Annotated in this window: 25 protein-coding genes; 12 read left to right on the top strand and 13 right to left on the bottom strand. The window is 73.7% G+C overall.

The features are described 5' to 3' along the window. Nucleotides 1–4: 4 nt before the first annotated feature. On the bottom strand, nt 5–1,471 hold the full coding sequence (locus tag ACIRFH_RS18820) for an MFS transporter (protein WP_403521896.1): 1,467 nt from the start codon (nt 1,469–1,471) through the stop codon (nt 5–7). Between the two features lie 218 nt (nt 1,472–1,689). Here ACIRFH_RS18820 and ACIRFH_RS18815 point away from each other — a divergent pair, with 218 nt between their 5' ends. Next, nucleotides 1,690–3,054, top strand: coding sequence for an FAD-dependent oxidoreductase (locus ACIRFH_RS18815; RefSeq protein ID WP_403521894.1), 1,365 nt, complete (start codon nt 1,690–1,692; stop codon nt 3,052–3,054). Nucleotides 3,055–3,322: 268 nt separating this feature from the next. Here ACIRFH_RS18815 and ACIRFH_RS18810 read toward each other — a convergent pair whose 3' ends face one another. Genes ACIRFH_RS18810 through ACIRFH_RS18795 form a run of 4 tightly spaced genes read right to left on the bottom strand, consistent with a single transcriptional unit; the run spans nt 3,323 to nt 5,502 of the window. Further along, complete coding sequence (locus tag ACIRFH_RS18810; RefSeq protein WP_403521892.1) at nt 3,323–3,697, bottom strand: hypothetical protein; 375 nt, start codon at nt 3,695–3,697, stop codon at nt 3,323–3,325. A gap of 46 nt (nt 3,698–3,743) precedes the next feature. After that, nucleotides 3,744–4,280 carry a roadblock/LC7 domain-containing protein gene (locus ACIRFH_RS18805; RefSeq protein ID WP_403521891.1) on the bottom strand — a complete coding sequence of 179 codons (537 nt, stop codon included), beginning with the start codon at nt 4,278–4,280 and terminating at the stop codon, nt 3,744–3,746. 41 nt (nt 4,281–4,321) lie between these two features. After that, nucleotides 4,322–5,107, bottom strand: a complete 786-nt coding sequence (locus tag ACIRFH_RS18800) for a hypothetical protein (RefSeq protein WP_403521889.1) — start codon at nt 5,105–5,107, stop codon at nt 4,322–4,324. Then, nucleotides 5,104–5,502 (bottom strand): hypothetical protein, encoded by a 399-nt coding sequence (locus ACIRFH_RS18795; RefSeq protein ID WP_403521887.1) that lies wholly within the window; start codon nt 5,500–5,502, stop codon nt 5,104–5,106. Before ACIRFH_RS18795 ends, ACIRFH_RS18800 begins: the two co-directional genes overlap by 4 nt. A 359-nt stretch (nt 5,503–5,861) precedes the next feature. Between ACIRFH_RS18795 and ACIRFH_RS18790 the strand changes: the two genes are divergently transcribed. Together ACIRFH_RS18790 and ACIRFH_RS18785 are read left to right on the top strand one after the other, a co-directional pair. Further along, nucleotides 5,862–6,932, top strand: coding sequence for a YihY/virulence factor BrkB family protein (locus ACIRFH_RS18790; protein ID WP_403521885.1), 1,071 nt, complete (start codon nt 5,862–5,864; stop codon nt 6,930–6,932). Nucleotides 6,933–6,970: 38 nt separating this feature from the next. After that, nucleotides 6,971–7,315 (top strand): hypothetical protein, encoded by a 345-nt coding sequence (locus tag ACIRFH_RS18785; protein WP_403521883.1) that lies wholly within the window; start codon nt 6,971–6,973, stop codon nt 7,313–7,315. Nucleotides 7,316–7,354: 39 nt separating this feature from the next. On the opposite strand, the gene ACIRFH_RS18780 is transcribed toward ACIRFH_RS18785, so the two are convergent. Beyond that, nucleotides 7,355–8,149, bottom strand: coding sequence for an SDR family NAD(P)-dependent oxidoreductase (locus tag ACIRFH_RS18780; protein ID WP_403521881.1), 795 nt, complete (start codon nt 8,147–8,149; stop codon nt 7,355–7,357). A 199-nt stretch (nt 8,150–8,348) separates the two neighbouring features. Here ACIRFH_RS18780 and ACIRFH_RS18775 point away from each other — a divergent pair, with 199 nt between their 5' ends. The 4 genes from ACIRFH_RS18775 (at nt 8,349) to ACIRFH_RS18760 (ending at nt 13,411) form a co-directional block, all read left to right on the top strand. Next, nucleotides 8,349–9,617, top strand: coding sequence for a hypothetical protein (locus ACIRFH_RS18775; protein WP_403521879.1), 1,269 nt, complete (start codon nt 8,349–8,351; stop codon nt 9,615–9,617). Between the two features lie 83 nt (nt 9,618–9,700). Further along, a complete protein-coding gene (locus tag ACIRFH_RS18770) occupies nt 9,701–10,267 on the top strand; it encodes a (2Fe-2S)-binding protein (RefSeq protein WP_403521877.1) in 567 nt (188 codons plus the stop codon). Continuing rightward, nucleotides 10,264–11,256 carry an FAD binding domain-containing protein gene (locus tag ACIRFH_RS18765; RefSeq protein ID WP_403521875.1) on the top strand — a complete coding sequence of 331 codons (993 nt, stop codon included), beginning with the start codon at nt 10,264–10,266 and terminating at the stop codon, nt 11,254–11,256. Before ACIRFH_RS18770 ends, ACIRFH_RS18765 begins: the two co-directional genes overlap by 4 nt. A 25-nt stretch (nt 11,257–11,281) precedes the next feature. Next, the gene (locus ACIRFH_RS18760) at nt 11,282–13,411 is read left to right on the top strand and encodes a xanthine dehydrogenase family protein molybdopterin-binding subunit (protein WP_403521873.1); all 2,130 of its coding nucleotides are present in this window, start codon (nt 11,282–11,284) and stop codon (nt 13,409–13,411) included. A gap of 61 nt (nt 13,412–13,472) precedes the next feature. Here ACIRFH_RS18760 and ACIRFH_RS18755 read toward each other — a convergent pair whose 3' ends face one another. After that, nucleotides 13,473–14,936: a hypothetical protein gene (locus ACIRFH_RS18755; protein WP_403521871.1), complete on the bottom strand. Its 1,464-nt coding sequence runs from the start codon at nt 14,934–14,936 to the stop codon at nt 13,473–13,475. A 205-nt stretch (nt 14,937–15,141) separates the two neighbouring features. Between ACIRFH_RS18755 and ACIRFH_RS18750 the strand changes: the two genes are divergently transcribed. The 3 genes from ACIRFH_RS18750 to tgmB all read left to right on the top strand — a co-directional run bounded on the left by ACIRFH_RS18750 (nt 15,142) and on the right by tgmB (nt 16,758). Continuing rightward, the gene (locus ACIRFH_RS18750; RefSeq protein WP_403521869.1) at nt 15,142–15,447 is read left to right on the top strand and encodes a YkvA family protein; all 306 of its coding nucleotides are present in this window, start codon (nt 15,142–15,144) and stop codon (nt 15,445–15,447) included. A 119-nt stretch (nt 15,448–15,566) separates the two neighbouring features. Beyond that, nucleotides 15,567–15,758, top strand: coding sequence for a putative ATP-grasp-modified RiPP (gene tgmA, locus ACIRFH_RS18745; protein ID WP_403521867.1), 192 nt, complete (start codon nt 15,567–15,569; stop codon nt 15,756–15,758). A gap of 16 nt (nt 15,759–15,774) precedes the next feature. After that, nucleotides 15,775–16,758, top strand: a complete 984-nt coding sequence (tgmB, locus tag ACIRFH_RS18740) for an ATP-grasp ribosomal peptide maturase (RefSeq protein WP_403521865.1) — start codon at nt 15,775–15,777, stop codon at nt 16,756–16,758. 6 nt (nt 16,759–16,764) lie between these two features. Here tgmB and ACIRFH_RS18735 read toward each other — a convergent pair whose 3' ends face one another. From ACIRFH_RS18735 to ACIRFH_RS18715, 5 genes are all read right to left on the bottom strand, one after another. After that, nucleotides 16,765–16,980, bottom strand: coding sequence for a hypothetical protein (locus tag ACIRFH_RS18735; protein ID WP_077797245.1), 216 nt, complete (start codon nt 16,978–16,980; stop codon nt 16,765–16,767). Nucleotides 16,981–17,213: 233 nt separating this feature from the next. Continuing rightward, on the bottom strand, nt 17,214–17,474 hold the full coding sequence (locus ACIRFH_RS18730) for a DUF5133 domain-containing protein (protein WP_403521863.1): 261 nt from the start codon (nt 17,472–17,474) through the stop codon (nt 17,214–17,216). 167 nt (nt 17,475–17,641) lie between these two features. Next, entirely contained in the window at nt 17,642–19,411 is a 1,770-nt protein-coding gene (locus ACIRFH_RS18725; RefSeq protein ID WP_403521861.1) for an ABC transporter ATP-binding protein, read from the bottom strand. 159 nt (nt 19,412–19,570) lie between these two features. Continuing rightward, the gene (locus tag ACIRFH_RS18720; RefSeq protein ID WP_403521859.1) at nt 19,571–20,119 is read right to left on the bottom strand and encodes a hypothetical protein; all 549 of its coding nucleotides are present in this window, start codon (nt 20,117–20,119) and stop codon (nt 19,571–19,573) included. 28 nt (nt 20,120–20,147) lie between these two features. Then, on the bottom strand, nt 20,148–20,546 hold the full coding sequence (locus ACIRFH_RS18715) for an ATP-binding protein (RefSeq protein ID WP_403521857.1): 399 nt from the start codon (nt 20,544–20,546) through the stop codon (nt 20,148–20,150). A gap of 351 nt (nt 20,547–20,897) precedes the next feature. On the opposite strand from ACIRFH_RS18715, the gene ACIRFH_RS18710 reads away from it, so the two are divergent. Together ACIRFH_RS18710 and ACIRFH_RS18705 are read left to right on the top strand one after the other, a co-directional pair. Further along, nucleotides 20,898–21,125, top strand: coding sequence for a DUF397 domain-containing protein (locus ACIRFH_RS18710; RefSeq protein WP_403521856.1), 228 nt, complete (start codon nt 20,898–20,900; stop codon nt 21,123–21,125). A 158-nt stretch (nt 21,126–21,283) separates the two neighbouring features. Continuing rightward, complete coding sequence (locus tag ACIRFH_RS18705; RefSeq protein ID WP_403522021.1) at nt 21,284–22,204, top strand: helix-turn-helix domain-containing protein; 921 nt, start codon at nt 21,284–21,286, stop codon at nt 22,202–22,204. A gap of 105 nt (nt 22,205–22,309) precedes the next feature. On the opposite strand, the gene ACIRFH_RS18700 is transcribed toward ACIRFH_RS18705, so the two are convergent. Beyond that, nucleotides 22,310–23,128 (bottom strand): SAM-dependent methyltransferase, encoded by an 819-nt coding sequence (locus ACIRFH_RS18700; RefSeq protein ID WP_403521854.1) that lies wholly within the window; start codon nt 23,126–23,128, stop codon nt 22,310–22,312. Nucleotides 23,129–23,217 lie beyond the last annotated feature (89 nt).

The following is a 23,217-nucleotide window of genomic DNA, read 5'->3' as shown; positions in this document are numbered from 1 at the left end:
TCCCTCAGCCCCGCCCCGCGTGGGTGCGGCGGTGGGACGTCCTGGGCGGGCGGCGGTCGCGGCCTGCGCGGTCCCGGCGCCGGTCGAGGACGGCGACGGTCAGCGCGCACAGCATGGCGGCGACGCCGGAGCCGACCGACAGGGCCATGGCCCGGTGGTGGTCGCCGTGGGTGGCGTTCAGCGTCAGGTAGAACAGCCCGGGCAGCGCGGCGGTGCCCACGGCGGCGCCGAGGCGCTGTCCGGTCTGCAGGGCGCCGCCGGCGGCGCCCGCCATCCGCACCGGCACGTCCCGCAGCGTCATCGTGATGTTCGGGGAGATCACGCAGCCGCTGCCGAGCCCGCCCACCAGCAGCGCCGGGGCCGCGAACCAGGCGGCGCGGCCGGACGGCGCGAGCCACAGCACCAGCGCGGTCGTGCCGAGCCCGGCCATGACGGCGACGAGTCCCCAGACGGTCAGCAGCCGTCCCAGCCGCTCCACCAGCCGGCCCGCGACGGCCGCCGCGGCGGCGGAGCCCACGGCGAACGGGGTCACGGCCAGGCCGGACATGAGGGGGGAGAAGCCCAGCCCGTTCTGGAAGAAGAGCGCGAACACGAGCCACACCCCGCTGAACCCGACGAAGTACAGGGCGCCCAGGCCCGCGCCGGTGGCGTAGCCGCGGGTCTCGGTGAGCAGCGCCGGGTCCAGCAGGGGTGCCCCGCCGCGGCGGGCGACGCGGCGTTCCCACCGGGCGAACCCGAACAGGATCAGCAGCCCCGCCGGGAACAGCCACCACGTACGGCGCACCCCGCCCGCCTCGGCGAGCACCAGCGGCAGCATCACGGCGAGGATCCCGGCGCCCAGGAGCACGACGCCCACCGGGTCCAGGCGGCCCCGGCCGCCTGGGGCGACCCGTGGCAGCAGGCGCAGGCCGAGCAGGAAGGCGACCACGCCGACGGGCACGTTCACGTAGAAGATCCACCGCCAGCCCCCGGGACCGGCCAGCGCGAGGATCGCGCCGCCGACGACCGGTCCCACGGCGCTGGAGACCCCCACCGTGGCGCCGAAGAGGCCGAACGCGCGTCCGCGTTCCGCGCCGCGGAAGAGCTGCTGGATCAGCGCCGAGTTCTGCGGCGCGAGACTGCCCGCGGCGACACCCTGGGCGAGCCGGGCGGCCACCAGCAGCCCGATGCCGGGTGCGGCCCCCGCCGCGGCGCTGAACACCACGAAGGCGGCGAGGGCGGCGAGGAAGACGCGGCGCCTGCCGAACGCGTCGCCGACCCGGCCGGCCGTGACCAGGGTCAGGGCGAACGCGAGGGCGTAGCCGGAGACGACCCACTGCACGGACGCCGCGGAGGCGTGCAGTTCCCGCTGCAGGGACGGCAGGGCGACGGCGACGATCGTCACGTCCAGCAGGCTCATGAAACCGGCGACCAGCGTCACCCACAGGGCCCGCCACCGGTTCGGTTCCGGGCGGTCGTCCGGACGGTGCACGGGGGCTCCCCTCACGCGGTGGGCGGGGACGCGTACGCCGCGTCCCACGCCTGCGTCACCCGTGCCCGGGGATTCAAACCCGGGCCGCAAAGCCGGACCATGGGATCCCATAAGCCGCCCTTATGACCTCATAGACCGGACCCGCGTACCGACTTAGGCTTGCCTTAGCTTAGGCTTCCCCGAGAGTCGATCTGTCACCGCTCGAAGGGAACCTGAACATGCCCCGCCCTCTGCGGGTAGCCATCGTCGGATCCGGCCCGGCCGGGATCTACGCCGCCGACGCCCTGCTCAAGTCCGAGGTGGCCGCCGATCCCGGTGTGTCCATCGACATCTTCGAGCGCATGCCCGCCCCGTTCGGGCTCATCCGCTACGGCGTCGCGCCCGACCACCCGCGGATCAAGGGCATCATCACCGCCCTGCACCAGGTGCTCGACAAACCGCAGATCCGCCTCTTCGGCAACGTGGACTACCCGACCGACATCGGTCTGGACGACCTGCGCACGTTCTACGACGGCGTGATCTTCGCCACGGGCGCCACGGCCGACCGGGCGCTGTCCATACCCGGCATCGACCTCGACGGCTCCTACGGCGCCGCCGACTTCGTGTCCTGGTACGACGGCCATCCGGACGTGCCGCGCACCTGGCCGCTGGAGGCGGAGAAGGTCGCCGTCCTCGGTGTCGGCAACGTGGCCCTCGACGTGGCCCGCATCCTCGCCAAGACGGCCGACGAGCTGCTGCCGACCGAGATCCCGCCGAACGTCTACGAGGGTCTCAAGGCCAACAAGGCCCTGGAGATCCACGTCTTCGGACGGCGCGGCCCGGCGCAGGCGAAGTTCAGCCCGATGGAGCTGCGGGAGCTGGACCACTCCCCGAACATCGAGGTCATCGTCGACCCCGAGGACATCGACTACGACGACGGCTCGATCGCGACCCGGCGCGGCAACAAGCAGGCCGACATGGTCGCCAAGACCCTGGAGAACTGGGCGATCCGCGACGTCGGCGACCGGCCGCACAAGCTGTACCTGCACTTCTTCGAGTCGCCCGCCGAGATCCTCGGTGAGGACGGCAAGGTCGTCGGCCTGCGCACCGAGCGCACCGCGCTGGACGGCACCGGCAACGTCAAGGGCACCGGCGAGTTCAAGGACTGGGACGTCCAGGCGGTCTACCGGGCCGTCGGCTACCTGTCCGACCGGCTGCCCAAGCTGCCCTGGGACCTCGACTCCGGCACGGTCCCGGACGAGGGCGGGCGCGTCGTCCAGGAGACCGGCGAGCACCTGCGGTCGACGTACGTCACCGGCTGGATCCGGCGCGGTCCGATCGGCCTGATCGGCCACACCAAGGGCGACGCCAACGAGACGGTGTCGAACCTGCTGGACGACTACGCGAACGGCCGCCTGCACACCCCCGCCTCTCCCGGCCCGGAGGCCGTGGACGCGTACCTCGCCGAGCGGAACGTCCGCTTCACCACGTGGGAGGGCTGGTACAAGCTCGACGCCGCGGAGAAGGCGCTGGGCGAGCCGCAGGGACGCGAGCGCGTGAAGCTCGTCGAACGCGAGGACATGCTCCGGGAGAGCGGCGCCTGAGCCTCGGACACCCGGGCGCGGGGGGGGGGGGGGCCCCCCCCCCCCCCCCCCCCCCCCCCCCCCGCGGGGGGGGGGGGGGGGGGGGGGGGGGGGGGGGGGGGCGCCCCCCGGCGCCCGGGGGGCGGGTCTCGCCCCCCCCCGCCGCGCCCCGGGGGGGGCGCCGCGGCCCCGCCCCCCCCCCGGGGCGGGCCCGCCGGCCCCCCCCCCCCCCCCCCCCCCCCCCCACTGCCGTGCTGTCGTGCTGTCGTGCTGTCGTGCCGGAAGGGGGTCAGACCTCCAGTTCACCCTCGATGCGGCGCAGCTGGTGGCGGGCCATCGCCAGGTTGGCGCGGCTGCCGTCGAGGACGAGGTAGAGGAACAGCCCGTTGCCGCCGCGGCCCTTGAGCAGGCGGATGAGGTGGTACTGGGTGCTCAGGGTGATCAGGATGTCCTCGATCTCCTCCTTCAGACCGAGCAGTTCCATCGTGCGCAGTTTGGCCCGTACGACGTCGGTGTTGCCGGCGGCGGCGACCTCCAGGTTGAAGTCCTTGGTCCCGCCCAGCGTGCCGAGCGCCATGCCGCTGGTGTAGTCGACCAGCGCGGCGGCGGTCGCTCCGTCGATGGAGCTCAGGCATTCCTTGAGCGCGGTCTCCAGGTTGGCCATGCGTGGGTTTCCTTCCGTACGTGATCGGTGGGCACCTGACGGTGGGTCAGGTGGGCCGGCGGTGACCGCCGGCCTGGGGACGCGGTGGGTGTGCGGGCCGTTGCGGGGTGCGCACCGGCAGGGTGCCGATCGGCCGCGCCGGGTCGGCGGGCGCCGTCGCGGTGTGCTCACCCGGTGCCGGCCGGTCGCCGGGCACCGTGCGGTCGTGGCCGATGCGGGCGGCGACCAGGTCGCCGATACGGGCGCCGCTGCGCCGGCCCTCCAGGTGCAGCCGGCCCACGTTGACGCGGCCGTCGGCGAGCAGGGTGAGCACGGCGGCCGGGCCGGCCGCGTAGGTGGCGACGTAGCCGTCGGCCCCGCGCAGCAGCAGTTCGCGGAAGCCGCCGCGTGCGGTGGCCTCGGCCATGCGGTGGGCGACGCCGAGCGCGGCGGCGGTGAGCGCGGCGAGTCCCTCGGGTTCGGTGCCCGGCGCGTCGTGGGCCAGCACGAGCCCGTCGACGGTGGCCGCGAGCGATCCGGTCAGCTGGGGCACGCGGTTGCGCAGGCGGTGCAGTTCGTCCAGGACGTCGCTCTCGACGGCCATGATGAGCAGTCTCCTTTCGGCACGCCGACGGCGCGCGCGGATCACAGGGCCTCCAGGGCGTCTCGGAGCCGTCGCAGCAGTGCCGTGTCCGGGTCGTCCCACGCGGCCGGACACGCCTCCTGGCCCACCGCTGCCGGGGCGGGAACGGTCGGGGCGGCGGTGACGAGTCCGTCGGCGGCCAGGCGGCGCAGTTCGACGAGGGTGTGGTAGGTGCGGCAGGCGAGGGACGCGGCGATGTCCGCGGCGGTGCGCACGCCGTCGACCTGGGCCAGGGTCCGGCCGCGCCGGGCCGGCAGGTCGCGGGCGTCGGCGCCGGGCACCCGGGTGAGCGGCACGACGTCGATGCCTGCATCCGGCCAGATGCGCTCCAGCAGGGCGCGGCGGCGTCCCGACTCCCGTAGGACGGTGTCCACGGGCACGGACCGCACCGCGCCGAGCCAGTGCAGGGCGCCGGGCCGGAAGCGCCGCGGGCGCGTGTCGTGGGTGAGGACGAAGTAGGCGGCGTCGAAGAGCGCGCCCAGGTGGCAGACCTCCAGGGCGCCGGCGGCGAGCCGGCCGCTGTCCACCAGCCGGTGCCCCACCCGGTGGTGGACGCCGCCGGCGTCGACCGCCTCCCACCAGGTGTCCGGCGGGACGGCACCGCTGCGGGTGAGCAGCGCGCCGAGGTCCGGGGTGAGGGCCGACTCCACGTGCACGACGCGGCCTCCGGAGAGGTGGACGATGCCGCGTTCGCCCGACAGGGCGCCGGTCGCGCCCTCGGCCGCCAGGGTGCCGAGTGCCTCGGACATCGTGCCGTGCGCGGCCCAGGCCGTCGTCGCCGCGGTCATCCGAGCACCAGGCGGTCCGCCATCTCGGCCAGCCGGATGCGGGCCAGGGCCAGGTTTCCGTCGTTGCGATCCAGCCAGAGATGGAGGAAGACGGTGCTGTCGAAGGGTGTGCTGACGAACCTGAGCAGGTGGTAGGAGTCGGCCGTCGTGACGATCATGTCCTCGACGGGCGTCTCCGTCTCCGGCGCGGCGGTCTCGCCGGCCGGTGCCAGGGACCCGCTCTCCGCGACGTGCCTGGCGAGTTCGGCCGTCTCCGCGGCCGTGGCCTCCGGGTCGCCGCCCGGCGCGTCACCCACCGCGCCGAGGGCGAGCCCGCTGATCCAGTCGACCAGCGAAGCGCCCCGCGCGCCGGGCAGCCGCATGGCTTCCAGCAGACTCTCGTCGATTCCGGGCACGCCGGATCCCCTCCCCCTGCACGGCTGTACCGCGAACGTGACGCCGAGACTACGGAAGGTGCACGCATCCGGTGAGCGCTTTGGCATTTTCCAGAGGAACGTGCCCGCGGTGCGGCATACTGCGGTGTTTCGGCCGCGCGAGGCCCGGGAGGGCGGGGGCGCGGACAGGCCCGCGCCCCGGTGCGGACGGCGGACGGGACCTGTCCGCGCGGACCGGGACGCGGGCGGCCCGTACTCCTCGGCCACGCGTGAGCGCCGCCGCCCCGGGTGCGCGCCGCACACCCGGTGCGGGCTCCCGCACACCGGCGCGAACGGGTGCGCACAGGCGTGGACACGCCGGTACGGGCAACCCGGCGGGCATGGCCGAACAGCCCCCTCCCCACGACGGAAAGCACACACCGGACGACCGGGACCGCCCGGCGGACGGCAAGGCGCCCGAGGACTACGGTCCCGGCGCCTCCACCGAGCGGGCCGCTCCCGACTCCCCCACGGAACTGCCGAAGCGCTCCTGGTCGGCGCTGTTGCGGCGCGTGCTGGCCGAGTTCAAGGACGACGAGCTCACCGACCGCGCCGCCGCCCTGACCTACTACGGGATCCTGGCACTGTTCCCGGCCCTGCTGGTGCTGGTCTCCCTGCTCGGGATCGCCGGGCGGTCGGCCACCCAGGAGGTGCTGGACAACATCCAGAAACTCGCGCCCGGGTCCGCGCGCGACGTCATCACCGACGCGGTCAAGCAGTTGCAGTCCAAGGCCGGTCTGGGATCCGTGCTGGCGGTCGTCGGCGTGCTCGGCGCCGTCTGGTCGGCGTCCGGCTACGTGGCCGCGTTCATCCGCGCGGCGAACGCCGTCTACGACGTGCCGGAGGGCCGGCCGGTGTGGAAGGTGCTGCCGCTGCGGGTGATCCTGACGGTCGTGCTGCTCGTGCTCGCCGTGGTCAGCGCGCTCATCGTCGTCTTCACGGGCAGCCTCGCCCGGCAGGCGGGCACCGCGCTCGGCATGGGCGACACCGCGATGACGGTGTGGTCGATCGCCAAGTGGCCCGTGCTGGTCCTGCTCGTCACGGTCATGATCGCGGTCCTGTACTGGGCCACCCCGAACGCCAAGGTGCGGGGCTTCAGGTGGATCACCCCGGGCAGCCTCGTCGCCCTGCTGATCTGGATGGTGGCCTCCGCCGGCTTCGCCTTCTACGTGGCGAACTTCGGCTCGTACAACAAGACGTACGGCACGCTGGCGGGCGTCATCATCTTCCTGGTCTGGCTGTGGGTGACGAACCTGGCGATCCTCCTGGGTCTGGAGTTCGACGCCGAGCTGGCCCGGCAGCGCGTCATCGACGGCGGCCACCCGCCCGAGGACGAGCCGTACGTCGAACCGCGCGACACCCGGACCTGGGACGCCGCGGACCGGCGGCGCGCGGCGTCACCGGACGAGTGAGGCCACATGGCCCGGCCCCTCACGGGTACGCGGACGCCATGACTGACGGCAAGACTCCAGAACCCCGGGAACCCCAGGACACGGCCCGGGCCGAGCGGACCGAGGAGGAGCGCGCCGCGGCCCGCCCCTTCGACTACCCGTACCCGGAGCGGCGCGCGGGCGTGCGCGCCACCCGGCACATCAGCCGCGAGCAGGCCGACGCCGACAGCGTCCCCGGTGTGCCGGGCGGCTACGGCACCACGGGCGGCGGGCAGCCCGGCGGCCGGAGCACGCCCCGGCACGGTGACGACACGGCGGACGAGTCCGGTGTCACGGACATCGTCGGCGGACGCGAGCCGCACCCCGACCGTCCGAACCTCAGCGGTGGCGCCGACCGGGAGTAGCGCCCGCGGGCACCGCCTCCGTCCCGTCCGGCGCCCGGGCTACGGGAGGATCGAGTCGACGTATCCCCCGTCGACGCGCACCGCGGCGCCGGTCGTGGCGGACGCCTGCGCCGAGCTCAGGTAGACCACCAGGTCGGCGATCTCCTCGGGCTCGATCAGCCGCTGGAGCAGCGACTGCGGGCGGTGCTCGCGCATGAAGACGCGCTGCGCCTCCTCCCAGGGCAGGTCGCGGTCGACCAGCTGGTACACGAAGTCCTCGACGCCCTCGGTGCGGGTCGGACCGGCGATGACGGAGTTCACCGTGACGCCGCTGCCGGCCGCCTCCTTGGCGAACCCGCGGCTCACCGCGAGCAGGGCCGTCTTGGAGACGCCGTAGTGGATCATCTCGGCCGGGATCACCACGGCCGAGTCACTCGCGATGTACAGCACGCGGCCCCAGCCCCGTTCCCTCATTCGGGGGAGGTGGGCGCGCGTCAGCCTGATCCCCGCGAGGACGTTGATCTCGAAGTAGCGGCGCCACTCGTCGTCGCTGATCTCCAGCGCGGGTACGGCGCCGAAGATGCCGAGGTTGTTGACCAGGATGTCCACGTCGGGCAGCGTCCGGACGGCCCGGTCCGCGCCCTCCTCGGTGCCGAGGTCGGCGGCGACGGCCACGAACTCGCCGTCGGGCACCGCGGCCCTCAGTTCGTCGACGCTCGCCGCCAGCCGGGCGGCGTCGCGTCCGTTGACGCCCACCGTGGCGCCGGCCCGGGCCAGCTGGGCGGCGATCGCCGCACCGATGCCCTGTGAAGAGCCGGTCACCAACGCGGTCCGCCCGTCGAGGTCGATGTTCATCGGGTCTCGCTCCCTGTCGTGCCGTACGGTCTTCCTGCCGTCCTTTCGCCCAGCCTCGCGCACGATCCGCCGCCGGCACCCGCGGACCTCGCCGGGCGCGGCGCGCGGCACGCCCGGTCGGCGGACCCCGGGTGCTCCCGGGCGGCCCGCGGCGACGATACTGGCCTTCCGCCCGTACCTCCGCCTCACAGATGGACTCATGCCGACCTCTCCCAGCGCCCGCCCCACGACTCCACCCACGGTGTGGCCGGCTCGCGGCCGCCACGTCGGATCCGCCGCGGAGGACACCGTCCGGCGCACCCTGCGACGGAACAAGGACGGTCACGTCCTCGACGACTTCCAGGAGCTGCCCGACGAGCGGGCCGGGGACGGCGCACCCGGCGCGCGGATCTTCGAGGCGCGCTGGAGGGCCGGCGGCGCCGTCACCGTGCGCGCCCGGCTGATGCTGGCGCCCCGCTCGGCGGGCGGACAGGAATGGACGCTGCTGGCGGAGGCCGAGGAGGCCTGGGACCCCGCCTGGCCGTCACCGGCGACCATGTTCTGGCCCGATGATCCCGACGTCACCTGGGACCGCGACATCGCCACCGGTCTGCGGCTGCGCGGGATCAACACGCTGCCGGACGACGACAAGGCCGTACGGCGGGTGATCAAGGAGGCCGGGCGCGGTGCGTGGAACATCCACGTCGTCGTGCACGAGGCGATGACGCCCGACCACCGCGGCCGGGTGCCGCTGGCGGGGCGGCTGCCCGCGAGCCTGCGTCACCGCGTGGTCGAGCACCGCGCGGCACCGCAGCAGCTGCGGGTCGTGAACTGGGCCCTGGAGGACTTCGACGTCCAGGTGCCGCGCGGCGGCGCGGTGATCCTGCCCGGCACCCCGCCCCCGGCCGACTACGACGCCCAGGCCTTCTCCGTCCGCACCGTCTTCCTGGACGGCACCGAGCCCACCGAGCTCATCGCGGCGGTGACGGCCTTCGCGGCGCTGCCCCGGCCGCTCGTGGACGGCGCCGAGGAGGCGCTCAGGACGCTGCGGGAGGACTGGCGGCTGCTGACGCTGGAGGAGGAACTGGCCCGCGAGCGCAAGCTGGTGGCCATGTACGCCGAGGCGCTGGAGGCGATGACGCAGTCCCGCGACCTGTACCGGGAGGCGGCCGAACGCGCGGCCGAGGCGCTGGCGGCGTACCGGGAGTCCGCCGGCTCGGCCCCGGCCCTGCCGTCCCCGTCCGCGGCCCCGGTGCCGTCCCCGCTGCGGGGACTGACCCGCGCGCTGGAACGGTTCAGGCTCCCCGGCAGGACGCCCCGGCCCACGCCGGGGCCGGCCACCGCCGGGACGGACGAGGCGAACGAGGCGGGCAGGGCGGACGAGGCCGGCGGGCCCGGCGGTCCGACCGGGACGGACGAGGCCGGCGAGGCGGGCGGATCGAGCAAGGCGGGCGGAGACGGCGGGGCGGTGACCGACGGCGGCCGGTGAGGGGGTCCTCACGTGTCAGTCGGCGTGACGTGGATACGCGGTCTGCACAGCAGCACGGCCCGTCCCGGAAGGTCATCGACGCCATGGACAGCCAGTACCGGAGCGCCTCCCCCGCTTCCCGCACGTCCGGGTCACCCCGCTCGGACACCACCCTGCGGGTCAACGGCAAACCCCACACCCTCTCCGTCGACCACCGACGCGTCCTGCTGGACCTCCTGCGGGAGGATCTCGGGCTGACGGGCGCCAAGAAGGGCTGCGACCACGGGCAGTGCGGCGCCTGCACCGTCCTGGTGGACGGCCGGCGCGTCAACAGCTGCCTCCAGCTGGCCGTCGCCCTGGACGGCCGCGAGGTCACCACCGTCGAGGGCCTCGCCGGGGACGGCGAGGAGCTGCATCCGCTCCAGCGCGCGTTCCTGGAGCGCGACGCCTTCCAGTGCGGCTACTGCACCCCCGGCCAGATCTGCTCCGCGGTCGGCGCGCTCGCCGAGGCCGAGGCCGGTCACCCCTCCCACGTCACCGACCCGGCGACCCCCTCCGGCGAGCCCGTGCCGCTGGACCGGGACGAGATCCGGGAGCGGCTCAGCGGCAACCTGTGCCGGTGCGGGGCGTATCCGCGCATCGCCGACGCGGTCGAGGACGTGATCCCGTGAAGCCCTTCGCCTACGTGCGGGCGGGCAGCGTCGAGGAGGCCACCGACGCGTTCGCCGCCCACCCCGGCGCCCGCTACCTGGGCGGCGGCACCAATCTGGTCGACCTCATGAAGCTCGGCGTCGAGACGCCCGCCGCGCTCGTCGACGTCACCCGGCTGCCGCTGGACGCGGTGGAGGAACTGCCCGACGGTTCGCTGCGGGTCGGCGCGATGGTGCGCAACAGCGACCTCGCCGCCCACCCCGCCGTCCGCGACCGCTGGCCCGCCCTGTCCCAGGCCCTGCTGTCGGGTGCCTCGGGGCAGCTGCGCAACGCCGCGACCACGGGCGGCAATCTGCTGCAGCGCACCCGCTGCCCCTACTTCCAGGACCTGTCCAAGCCCTGCAACAAGCGTGAGCCCGGCACCGGCTGCGGCGCGCTGGCGGGGGTGCACCGCGACCACGCGGTGCTCGGGCACTCCGAGCTGTGCATCGCCACCCACCCCTCGGACATGGCGGTGGCGCTGGCCGCCCTCGACGCGCGCGTGGAGCTGTACGGCACCGAGGGCGCCCGGAGCGTGTCCGCCGCCGAGTTCCACCGACTGCCCGGCGAGCACCCCGAGCGGGACACCGAGATCCGCCCCGGCGAGCTGATCACCGGCGTGGTCCTGCCCGCCGCGACGGCCGGGCTGCCGTCGGCCTACCGCAAGGCCCGGGACCGGGCGTCGTACGCCTTCGCGCTGGCCTCCGTCGCCGTCGTGCTGCACATGAGGGACGGTGTGGTGGACCGGGCCGGCATCGCGTTCGGCGCGCTCGCGCACCGGCCCTGGCGGGCCCGGCGGGCCGAGGAGGCGCTGCTCGGCGCGGCGCCCACGACGGCCGCGTTCGAACACGCCGTCGACCTGGAGCTGCAGGCGGCCGAGCCGCTGCGGGACAACGCCTACAAGGTGCCGCTGGCCCGTCGGCTCGCCCTGGACGTACTGGGCCGGCTGGCGCCGCCCGCCACCACCTGACACCGGCGTCCACGAGGAGGACTCCATGACCGGCACCGAGACCGTCCTGGGCGCTCCCGCCGAGCGCCGGGAGGGGCGGGAGAAGGTCACCGGCACCGCCCGGTACGCCGCCGAGTACGACTTCCCGGGCCGCGCGCAGGCCTGGCCCGTGCCGGCGACGGTCGCGCGCGGCCGGGTGACCGGCGTGGACCCGGCACCCGCGCTCGCGCTGCCGGGCGTGCTCGCGGTGCTCACGCACGAGAACGCGCCCCGGCTGGGAGAGCCCGACGACCCCACGCTCGCCCTGCTGCAGAACCCGCACGTGCCGCACCGGGGCTGGTTCGTGGGCCTGGTGGTGGGCGAGACGCTGGAGGCGGCCCGGGAAGGCGCCGCCGCCGTCCGCGTCACCTACGAGGCGGAGGGCCACGACGTGACGCTCACCGCCGACCACCCCGGGGGGTACGTCCCCGAGACCGCCAACGGAGGCTTCCCGGCCGTCACCGAGCACGGCGACCCCGACGGCGCCTTCGCCTCCTCGTCGGCCGTGGTCGACGTCGAGTACCGGGTGCCGCCGCTGCACAACCACCCGATGGAGCCGCACGGCAGCACGGCGGCGTGGGACGGCGAGCGGCTGACCGTGCACTCCTCCAGCCAGGGCGGCACCGCCGTACAGAAGGAACTCGCCCGGCTGTTCGGACTGACCGAGGACCGGATCACGGTCCTCGCCGAGCACGTGGGCGGCGGTTTCGGCTCCAAGGGCACGCCCCGTCCCGACGTGGTCCTGGCCGTGATGGCGGCACTGCACACCGGCCGGCCCGTCACCGTGGCCCTGCCGCGCCGCTACCTGCCCGCCGCCGTCGGCCACCGCGCGCCGACCCTGCACCGGCTGCGCCTGGGCGCCGACGCCGAGGGGCGGCTCACGTCGCTCTCCCACGAGGTGACGACGCACACCTCGCGGGTGAAGGAGTTCGTGGAGCAGGCGGCGGTCCCCGCACGCGTCATGTACGGCGCCCCCGCCCTGCGCACGCTGCACCGCGTGGTGCCGCTGGACGTGCCCACGCCGTCCTGGATGCGTGCCCCGGGCGAGTGCCCCGGCATGTACGCGCTGGAGTCCGCGGTGGACGAACTCGCCGTCGAACTCGGCGTCGACCCGGTGGAGCTGCGGATCCGCAACGAGCCGGAGACCGAGCCGGACAGCGGCAAGCCCTTCAGCAGCAGGCATCTCGTGGACTGTCTGCGCGAGGGCGCGCGCCGCTTCGGGTGGGCGGAGCGCGATCCGCGCCCGGGGTCCCGCGCCGAGGGCCCCCTGCTGGTGGGCAGCGGGGTGGCCGCCGCCACGTATCCGGTGATGGCCTCGCCCTGCCGCGCCGAGGCCCGGGCGCTGCCCGACGGCGGCTTCCTGGTGCGGGTCAACGCGACGGACATCGGCACCGGGGCCCGGACGGTGTGCGCGCAGATCGCGGCCGACGCCCTCGGCGTCCCCCTGGACCGGGTCCGCATCGAGGTGGCGAACAGCGACTTCGGGTTCGCGCCGATGGCGGGCGGCTCGTCCGGCACCGCCTCCTGGGGCTGGGCGGTGCACGAGGCGTGCGTCCGGCTGGCCGACCGCCTGGCCGGCCCCGTCGGACCGCTGCCCGACGAGGGCATCGCGGTCGAGGCCGACACCTCCGGCACCGCCGACGCCGAGAGCGCCTACGCGCGGCACGCGTTCGGCGCGCACTTCGCCGAGGTCACCGTCGACACGGTCACCGGGGAGGTGCGGGTGCGGCGGATGCTGGGTGTCTTCGCCGCCGGGCACATCCTCAACGCCCGTACGGCGCGCTCGCAGTTCGTCGGCGGGATGACGATGGGTCTGGGCATGGCGCTGACCGAGGACAGTACGGTGGACCCGGCGTTCGGCGACTTCACCGAGTCCGACCTGGCGTCGTACCACGTGCCCGCGCACGCCGACGTCGCGTCCGTGGAGGCGTACTGGGTGGACGAGGAGGACACTCACCTCAACCCGATGGGCAGCAAGGGGATCGGTGAGATCGGCATCGTCGGTTCGGCGGCGGCCGTCGGCAACGCGGTCCACCACGCCACCGGCATCCGCTTCCGGGAGCTCCCGCTCACCCCCGACCGGGTGCTCTCCGGGCTGCTCGAGCACGAGCACCCCGCGGGCATGCTGGGGGTGTGACGGCGGCCCGGCGCGGTCCGCGCGGGTGTGCGGCGCGGACCGCGGCGGGCCGGGCGGACGGTCAGTCCGCGGCGCGGCGCGCCGCGGTGACCGGGCGGGCCGGCCGGGCCCTGGTGGGTGCCTGCGAGGCGACCCGTACGCACAGGGCCGTCAGCGCGACCAGCGACGTCAGTACGGCGACCCCCACGGCGGTCCAGGTGGGCGCGAGGGTGAGGTCGACGGTCCGGGACACCTCCGCCGAGGGAGTCACGGTGCCGTAGAGCTTGGCCGCGGCGAGCGCCGCCGGCAGCACGACCGCCACGGCGAGCACCGGCACGGCGGCGCGCACGGTCAGGAGCAGGGCGACGACCAGGCAGAGCGCCGACGTCCCGAGCGCGAACGCGTAGCCGCGGACGGACGCGTCGTTCTGGTGCAGCGGGAAGTAGGCCACGCCGCAGCCGGCGAGCGCGGCGACGGTGAGCCATGTCGGCCACTGCGCCCGCCGGGCGGCCCGCCGGGCCGCGGGTCCGCGGTCGCGCGGGGCGCCCTGAGCCCCGCGGTCGCGCGGGGCTCGGCCGCTGGCGCGGGTGCGGTCCCTGCGGGCCGGACGCGGGAAGCGGCGCCGTTCGCGGTGCCGTTCGCGGCCCCGGAGGCCGGCTCCGGCGGGTGCCGCCGGCCCTTCGGGGGGCGTCGGCGCCTCGATCCCGTACGGGTCCTCCGGGGCCGGCTGCGCGAGCCGGGGCTCCGGTCGGCCTGCGTGTGCCTGCTGCTCCTCGGCGAGTCGGCCGATCAGTTCCACCAGTTCCTCCACGGGACGGCCGGTGGCGGCGGCCCGTACCGCCTCCCGTCCGCAGTGCGGCTCCAGGGGGGTGCGGTGGAGCAGGGCCATCAGCCGGGTCACGTCCTCCACCGACCTGTGCTCCGCCGCGGCGCGGATCGCCTCGTCCGCGCTGTCCGGATGGCGGGGCGGCCGGGTCAGCAGGCCGACCAGCCGGGTGACGTCCTCCACCGACCGGTCGACGCCCACCGCGCGGAGCGCGTCGCCCGTGGCCCGCGCGTACTGGGGGGACCGCTCCAGCATCGTGATGAGGTCGACGACCTCTTCCAGCGGCCGGTCCGCCACGGCGGCGCGCACCAGGTCGCCGACGGGGTCGCCGTACGACCGCGCCACGTCGTGGTGGCCGGGGAGTTCGTGGCCGGCGGGTCCATGGACAGCGGGGGCCTCGGCGAGGAGCTCCTCGTCCGTGAAGAGGTCCTCGTCGTCCGGTCCGGGAACCGGCCCGTGGGCCTGCTCGTGCGGGGCCGGCCGCCGGGCGTCGGCCGGCCGGCCCCCGCGTGCGCGCGGGGCGGGTTCCCGCGGCACCGGTTCCCGTGGGACGGGCGAGCGGGCGGCCGAGGGCCGGACCGTGGCGGCCTCGGCGTCGGACCGCGCGCTCGCGGTCCGGACCGTGTGCGTGCCGGTGACCGCGGTCGTCTCCGCGGCCGGCGAGGCCGCGGCGGGTATGTCGTACTCGGGCGTACGGGATGATGAGGAGCCGGTGGTCATGGTCTTCTCCGTGGGATGGGGTGCGGCCGCCCTGCGTCCCCGACGTGCGACACGCGATGTGTGGTGCCCATTACTAGGCGCGTCCACCGCACGCTGCCACTCGGGCGGTCCGCGGGGATGAGGGATACGGCGCACAGCCTTATCGCCGCGTCGAGCGGGAATCCGACGGACAAGGCATGTGCCGCGAGGCAGGAGGAGGGGCGGGGTGGACACGACCACAGTGGTGATCGCCGCGACGGTGTCGCTCGCGGCGGTCGTGCTCTGCGTGGCCGTCGGGGTCCTGGTACGGCTGGTCCGTACCCGACGGGCCCTCAGGAGGGCCGGACTGCCCGTCGGGCCCCGGTGGGTCTTCTGGGGCGCCGTCCTCTACTTCGTGCTGCCGGCGGACCTCGTGCCCGATCCGGTGTACCTGGACGACATCGGCGTCCTGCTCCTCGCTCTGCGCTCCCTGCGCGGCTCCCCCGGCGCGCGGGAACGGGACGCGAGCCCGCCCCGCGACTACGCCGCGTAAGGAAACCATTCACTCGTTCGATTCGTATAAGTCTCTGGAAGCCGAAGGAAGTCGGCGGACCAGGCGACGGCGCACAGGGACCATCGCTTGATCGGCGCAGCACCGACCAGGGAGAGACGATGCAACCGTTCGCGCTCGACTACGCACGTCCCGCAGTGGAGCGGGAAGTCACCACTCCCTACGTCTACGACTCCGGGCTGCAGTTGAACGTGCTCCTCGACGGGCGGGTGGCCGCCGGCGACCACGCGCTGCTGAGAGAACTGGGGACCACGACCTCCACGGCGGGGTCGAAGACTCACTTCGACGACTGAACGCGGGCCGCCGAGAATGACCGTGCTGATCCTGACCTGTGAAGAGGACGTCACGGCGGACATGGTGGTCGTGCACCTGAACGCGTCGGGAGTGCCGGTGGTCCGTCTGGACCCCGCCGACCTGACCCACTCCGTCGCGCTCTCCGGTGAGTTCGCGCACGGCTCCTTCCGCGGCCATCTGTCGTCGGGGGGCCGTCTGGTGAGCATCGGCGGACTGCGGTCCGTCTGGGTGCGCAGGCCGGGTGGTGCGGCCACGCGGGCCGCCCGGCCCTCGGCTTGGCTGACCGAGGAGTCCGCGCAGGCGCTCTACGGCATGCTCCGCGGCTGCGGGGCACGGTGGATGAACCAGCCCGACGCGGCCCACCGGGCCCGGTACAAGCCCTGGCAGCTGCGTCTCGCCCAGGAGTGCGGTCTGCCCGTGCCGGCCACGCTGATCACGACGTTCCCGCGGGCGGCGCGCGAGTTCGCCGAGCGGTACCCGGATCTCGTGGTCAAGCCGGTCTCCGGCGCGCATCCGCAGGATCCGCCGTTGGCGGTGCCGACCAGCCGGGTCCCGCCCGAGGCGGACTTCTCCGCCGTCGCCCACGGCCCGACGCTGCTGCAACGCCGGGTCGCCAAGCGTGCCGACGTCCGCCTCACCGTGGTCGGCGACCGGCTGCTCGCGGCCCGCAGGACGGCCCTCACCGGCCGGGACCCGGAGGAGGTGGACGTCCGTTTCTCCTCGTCCGGTGAGCCGTGGCGACCGGCTCAGGTGCCGCAGCGCGTCGCCGAGGCCGTCCTGGCCTACATGCGGGGGGCGCGTCTGGCGTACGGGGCCTTCGACTTCGCCGAGGACGGGGACGGCACCTGGTGGTTCCTGGAGTGCAACCAGTCGGGTCAGTTCGGTTTCGTCGAGGTGGACACGGGCCAGCCGATCGCCCGCACCATCGCCGAGTGGCTGGCCCGGCCCGGCGGCACGGAACAGGCGGCGGACGGGGCGGATCCGGCGGTCGTGGGATGAGCCCCGTCAGTGCGGGCGCGGGCCGGGCAGGAGCGCGGTGCGCTGCCAGCCGGCTCCCGGGGACGGAGTGCGCTCCGCGCCGGGCAGGTGACCGGGCGAACGCAGGGGGCGCATGACGACCTCCAGTTCCCTGTTCACTCGCTCGGCCTCCCGGCGCACCTGCGTGGGGACGTCACCGCATTCGGCGACGAGTCGGTCGTAGATGGGGGAATCCTGGAACACCCGTCAACGTGCCTTTCGTGTGGTCCGCCCCCGCACGGAGGCGCGACTGTGCAGTCTAGGCGCCCGGACGGGCGGTGGTGCGTTTTCCCCCGAGGAGGCACCGGGGGCTCGGGCGGCCGTCATCGGTTCCGGAGCGGGCCGGCGCGGCCGGGGGGGGGCGCCCGTCGTCCCGGCCGCTCACGCGGCGGGGCCCGTCCCTCCTGCCGGAGGGACGGGCCCCGTGCACGGCGGTGTCACACGGCCAGCGACAGGCCGCTCTCCCCGTCCGGGTCCGCCGTCCGGACGGCGTCCGGTGTCCGCCCCTTGGCGAGCAGCGCGTCCGCCTTGGCCACCGCGTCGTGGATGCCGGTCGTCGCCATCATCACGCACAGCGTGTAGCTGACGTCCGCCAGCTCGCGCGCCGTCGCCGGCCGCTCCCTCTCCGCCTGAGCGATCCGCAGTGACGCGTACCGCGTCAGCAACTCCCTGACGACCTTCGGGTCCGGTTCCAGCACGAAGCGCCCCTCTCTCGATTTTCGCTGCGTATGCCCGAACCCTGACGAAACATTCACCCCATGACCGACCCCGCTCGCAGTTGACGAAATTCTTTCGATTCATGTCCGGCCGACGCTCCCACACGTCGTAAAAACGGTGGAAAAGGTACAGACTTCCGGGAGGGTGGTCAGGCGGCCTGACCACTGTGCAGAGCCGTGTACGCCCCTCCCCTGCGCAGGAGTTCCTCGTGGGTCCCGGTTTCCAGGATGCGGCCCTCCCCCATCACCACGATCCGGTCAGCGCCCCGCACGGTGGACAACCGGTGCGCCACGACGAAGGTGGTGCGTCCGCTCAGCAGCCGGGCGAGGGCCTGCTGGACGAGCGCCTCCGACCGGGTGTCCAGGGCGGAGGTGGCCTCGTCCAGGACGAGCACCCTGGGGTCGCGGATCAGGGCCCGCGCGATGGCCAGGCGCTGGCGCTGCCCGCCGGACAGCCGGGCACCGTGCTCCCCGACCAGGGTGTCCAGGCCCTGCGGCAGCCGCTCGACGAACTCCAGCGCGTTGGCGTCGCGCAGCGCCGCGCGCACCGTCTCCTCGTCGGCGTCGTCCATGCCGTAGGCGACGTTCTCCCGGACCGTGCCGTCGAAGAGGATCGACTCCTGCGGCACCACCGAGACGAAGCGCCGGTAGGTGCGCAGGTCCAGGGTGTTCATGTCGGCGCCGTCGAGCAGCAGCCGGCCGCTGGTGGGGCGCAGGAAGCCGATCACCAGATTGAGCACCGTGGACTTGCCCGCGCCGGACGCACCGACCAGCGCGACGGTCTCGCCGGGGGCGACCGCGAGGGTGAAGTCGCTCACGGCGGGCCGCCCGTCGCTCTCGTAGACGTGGCCGACGTTCTCGAAGGTGACGGCCCCGCGCAGGGAGGTGAGCTCCGCCTTGCCCTCGTTGTCCTCCAGTTCGGGTGCCTGGAGCACCTCGCCGACCGAACGGACGGACTCCAGGCCCTTGGTGATGACCGGGGCCAGTCCCGCCAGCGTCGTCGTGGAGTTGGTCAGCGTGGTCAGGAAGGCGCTGAGCATGACGACGTCGCCGGCGCTCACGCCCCACACGTCGTAGTACGAGATCAGCGCCGCGCCCGCGAGGACCACGACGCCGACGACGTTGAGCACGACCCAGGACAGCGAGCCGAAGCGGCCGTTGACGAGGTCCAGACGCATCCCGGAGGTGAGCAGCCGGTCCAGGGTGCCGTCCATACGGCGCAGCGCCTTGCCCTCCAGTCCGTGGGCGCGGGTGACCGGGATGAGCCGGGTCATCTCCGTGACGCGGGAGGAGAGGGTCTCCACCTCGTGCCGGAAGTGCTCGTTGTGGGCGCGCAGCCGGGCGCGCAGGCGCGCGACGAGGAGGGAGGCGGCGGGCACGACGACGAGGAAGACGGGCAGGAACTCCGGTGTGCGGACGGCGATGATGACGAGGCCGCCGGTGAGGACGGTGAGCGCGCCGAGGCCGGTCTCGGCGGTCTGCTGCACCATCTGCTCCACGGTCTCCACGTCCCGTACGACCTTGGCCTGCAGGACGCCGGCGCTGACGCGCGAGTGGTAGCCGATGGAGAGCTGCTGCATGCGCGTGCACAGTGCGGAGCGCAGGGCGGTGCCCATCCGGCGGACGCTGCCGTACAGGAGGCGGACGTACAGCAGGTGCAGCGGGTAGTTGACCACCAGGATGAACATGATGATCCCGGTGCTGGTCCACAGGGTGCCGATCGGCCGGTGCTGGACGACGGTGTCGATGATGGACGCGGTGATGAGGGGGAGCAGCCAGACGGGACTGTGCTTGACGGTGAACACGGCGACCGCCCCGGCCAGTCGGCGGCGATCGGCGCGCAGCAGGTAGACGAGTGTGCGTATCGGGTGCTCGCCCCGGTAGCGGTGGTCGAGCGGCATTTCCAACGACGACGCCATCGGCGTGGTCCTCCTGGTGACCGAGGGGGAGGGGCAAGCGCTTTCTCGCCTCGCGCTTTCTTACCCCTTCGGCCAGGACCGCGCCACATCGTTCCGTACGCCGGGCATCGCGTGGGTCCGGAGAGACCCGCGCCTTCTCCCCCGTGGAGGGCGCGGGTCTCAGTCTTCGAGGGTGCGGGCCAGTTCGGTGGTGGCCCGCGTGATCTCGCTGTCGTCCTCGGCCAGCAGCCGCTCCAGCTCGTCCCGCCGGGCGCGGACGGCCTGGCGTGCGGCGCGCTCCCACGCCACCGGGTTCTCCCGGCGGTTGAGGAGCTTGGGATAGGCGGTGGCGGTGGTCTCCCACTGCCGGGCGTCGGCGATGTTCTTGAGCAACTCGATGATCTGCGCCCGGCAGTTCACCTGGGGCCACTGGGCCAGTTCCCAGAGGAAGGGCACGGTCGCGGCGGTGGCCTGTTCGACCACGAAGCCGTACTGGCAGATCCGCTTGCGCAGTTCGGCGAGGGCGGTCCGGGCGGTCTCGGCGTCACCCCGGGCGACCTGGTCGAGCAGCCGGGGGACGGCCGCGGCGGAGCCGGTGGAGTCCTGGATCTCGCTCCAGGGCACCCGGTCCAGACCGGCGAGGAGGGGCGCGGTACGGAGCGGACCGGCCGACGACGTGTGCCGTTCGGTGCGCCGGGTGATCGGCCGAGGTGTCGGAGCGCTGCGCATGGTGTGGGGCCCTTCCGCGGCAGTCGGGTCAGATGAGGGGGCTGGTCGGCAACGTGGCCCAGACGGCCTTGCCCGCCGGAGGTCTCGGGGTCCAGCCCCACTCCTCCGCCAGGGCGTCGACGATGCCCAGGTCGCGTCCGTGTTCGCGCAGGTCGCGGTCGTCGGGTGAGGTGCGTACGGGCGCGTCGTCCCCGGAGTCGGAGACGCCCAGCGTCAGACGGCCGCGGTCCAGGGCGAGTGCCGGCCTGATCTCCGGCCGGCCCGTCGCGGCCGACGGCACCGCGTGCGCCACGGCGTCGGCGGCGAGTTCGGTGACCATGAGGGACGCGTCGTCACCGTGGTGGCCGAAGGACCAGCGGCACAGCGTGTCCCGGGTGAACACCCGGGCACGGGCGAGGCCCTCCCCGCTGCAGGCGATGCGCAGCACCGCGGGCGCGGGACGGACGGGCGGTGTCGCACGGGGGCGGGAGGACGGTCGCTCGGCGGGGCGGACGGCCGTTCGCGCCGTGCGCGGGAGCCCGCCGGACCGGCTCGCCGCGCCCGCCTCCGGCACGGGTCCGCCGGACGATCGGAGCGTTAAGTGCGCAGGTGACGACACGGCATCTCCCTGATGCGACGTCAATACAGGGCGTCGACCGAGGGGTTGACGCCACGGCTATTATCCACGCAGACAGCGCTCGCGTGCAATTGCACGAGAAATTGCGCGGAAAAAATCGGGTGGGAGCACGTGAGGGCCGACGTGACGCGGCCCGCTCCCCCGGACGGCAAGGAGATTGCGGTGCCATCAGTACGGAACGGAGTGCGCGCCAGTTCGCTGGACGCCTGCTGGAAGAAGAGCCGGCACAGCAACGCCGAGGGCAACTGCGTGGAGGTCGCCCTCGTGGACGGGGGCATCGCGATGCGCAACTCCCGTGATCCGGACGGCCCCGCGCTCGTCTACACCTCCGCGGAGGTCGCCGCCTTCCTGGCCGGCGCGAAGGACGGCGAGTTCGACCACCTACTGTGACCGGCCACCTTCCGTGACGGCGCTCGGGGAGTGGTCGCCGCAGCGCACGCCGACGGTGAAGCGGAGGCCAACTACCCGATTATCACGGGCTCATGCGCTGGAGGCCGGAAGGATGAGATAGTGTGTTCATCAAGTCTGCCGGTCTGCTGGGAGTCAGGATGTCCGCCGCGTCGCCCCGCGTCTCCCGTCTCGAACCTTACCTGGACCGGACCGAACCGGCCCCCACTCTGCTGAAGATGCTCGTCGGGGTGCAGCTGGCGGGGTACCGCGAGGACGCCGGTCTGTCCCAGGACCAGGCGGCGCGGGAGCTGCGGTTCAGCCCGGCGAAGCTGTCGCGCATCGAGTCGGGCAAGGGCCGCAGGCCTCCGACGGAGAACGACGTCCGCGCGCTGCTGAAGCTCTACGGCACCGACCCCTACGAGGCCTCCGTGCTGCTGAAGCTGTTGCAGCGCGCCGGCGAGCCGGGCTGGTGGCAGCGGTACGACAAGCGTCTGATGCCCGAGTGGTTCGACCGCCTGGTCGGCCTCCAGGAGGCCGCGGCGACCATCCGCACCTTCGAGATCCAGTACGTTCCCGGACTGCTCCAGACCCCGGCCTACACCCGTGCCGTCGTCGAGCGCGGCCTGCCGAACGCCCCGGCCGCCGAGGTCCAGCGGCGTGTCGAACTGCGGACGCGCAGGGCCGAGTTGTTGCACCGCGCGAACGCGCCGCAGATGTGGGCGATCATCGACGAGTCGGTGCTGCTCCGTGTGCTGGGCAGTCGCGACGTCATGCGGGAGCAGCTCGAGCACCTGGTCACGATGGCCGGGCGGCCCCATGTGACCCTGCAGATCGTGCCGTTGGACGTGACCAACGCGTCGGCGCCCGCGATCCCGGTGACGTATCTGCGCTTCGGCGGCAGTGACCTGCCCGACGTGGTCTACCTGGAGCACATCAGGAGCGCCAATTTCCTCGAGGACCGCGACGAGACCGAGGAGTACCGGGTCGCCCTGGACCGCCTGGCCGACGAGGCGCTGACTCCGCGCGAGTCCCTGGAGATGCTGCGCGAGACGGTGTCGGGTCGTTACGCCGCGAAGTGAGCGGGCGAGAGCGGGTGCGGTGACCGCAGGGCTCGGGGAACTCGGCAGCGAGCGGGCCGTGCGCCGCGTTTCCGCCGCCGCGCACGGCCCGGTGTTCCGTGTCGGCTAGCGGATGCGGCCCAGGCCGCCGAACTCGATCCACTCGTCGGTGAGCTGCCGGGGAACCACCTCACTGTCCGGACGCCAGGTGGAGACCTCCACCAGGCCCGGCTCCAGGATGTCCATGCCCTCGAACCAGGCCTCCACGTCCTTCGGCTCGCGGACGCGGCCCCAGTGTCCCTGCGTGGCCTGGTCCATGAACTCCGTGACGAACTTCCGCACTTCGGCGTCCTCGCTGACCAGCTGGCACATCACGGCGTAGCTGCCGGGCACGAGCCGCTCGGTCACACGGCGGACCACGGCCATCGGCCCGTCGGTCTCGCTGTCCGGGATGCAGTGGAAGACCGAGTTGAACAGCACCGCCACCGGCTGCGAGAAGTCGATCAGGCGCTGCGTCTCCGGGTGGGAGAAGATCTCCTCGGTCGAGCGCATGTCGGCGTGTATGACCGCGGTGCGGTCGTTCTGGTCGAGCAGCGCCCGGCCGTGGACCAGCACCATCGGGTCGTTGTCGACGTAGACGACCCGCGAATCGGGGTCGACGCGCTGCGCGACCTGGTGCACGTTGTCCTGCGTGGGCAGGCCGGACCCGTGGTCGAGGAACTGCCGGATGCCGTAGTCCTCGGCGAGGACCCTGACGACGCGCTGCAGGAAACGCCGGTTGTTCAGGGCCAGTCGGCGCGTGCTGGGGACGACCTTGTCGAGTTCCGCCACCGCCGACCGGTCGGCCGCGTAGTTGTCCTTGCCGCCCAGGTAGTAGTCGTACATGCGTGCGGCCGTTGGCACGTTGGCGTCGATCTTCGTGGACAGCTGCTTGTCGGCTTGCATCGTTCCCCCAGCTCCGTACCGCGCCAACTGCACTGGCATGACAGAGAGTACATCCTAGAGACCCGGTGGTCAGGCGAACCAGATGTCGG

This window comes from Streptomyces sp. NPDC093586 (assembly GCF_044764905.1).
Lineage (GTDB): Bacteria > Actinomycetota > Actinomycetes > Streptomycetales > Streptomycetaceae > Streptomyces.
Note: the sequence above shows the minus strand (reverse complement) of the source record. Positions and strands in the feature narration are given on the sequence as shown.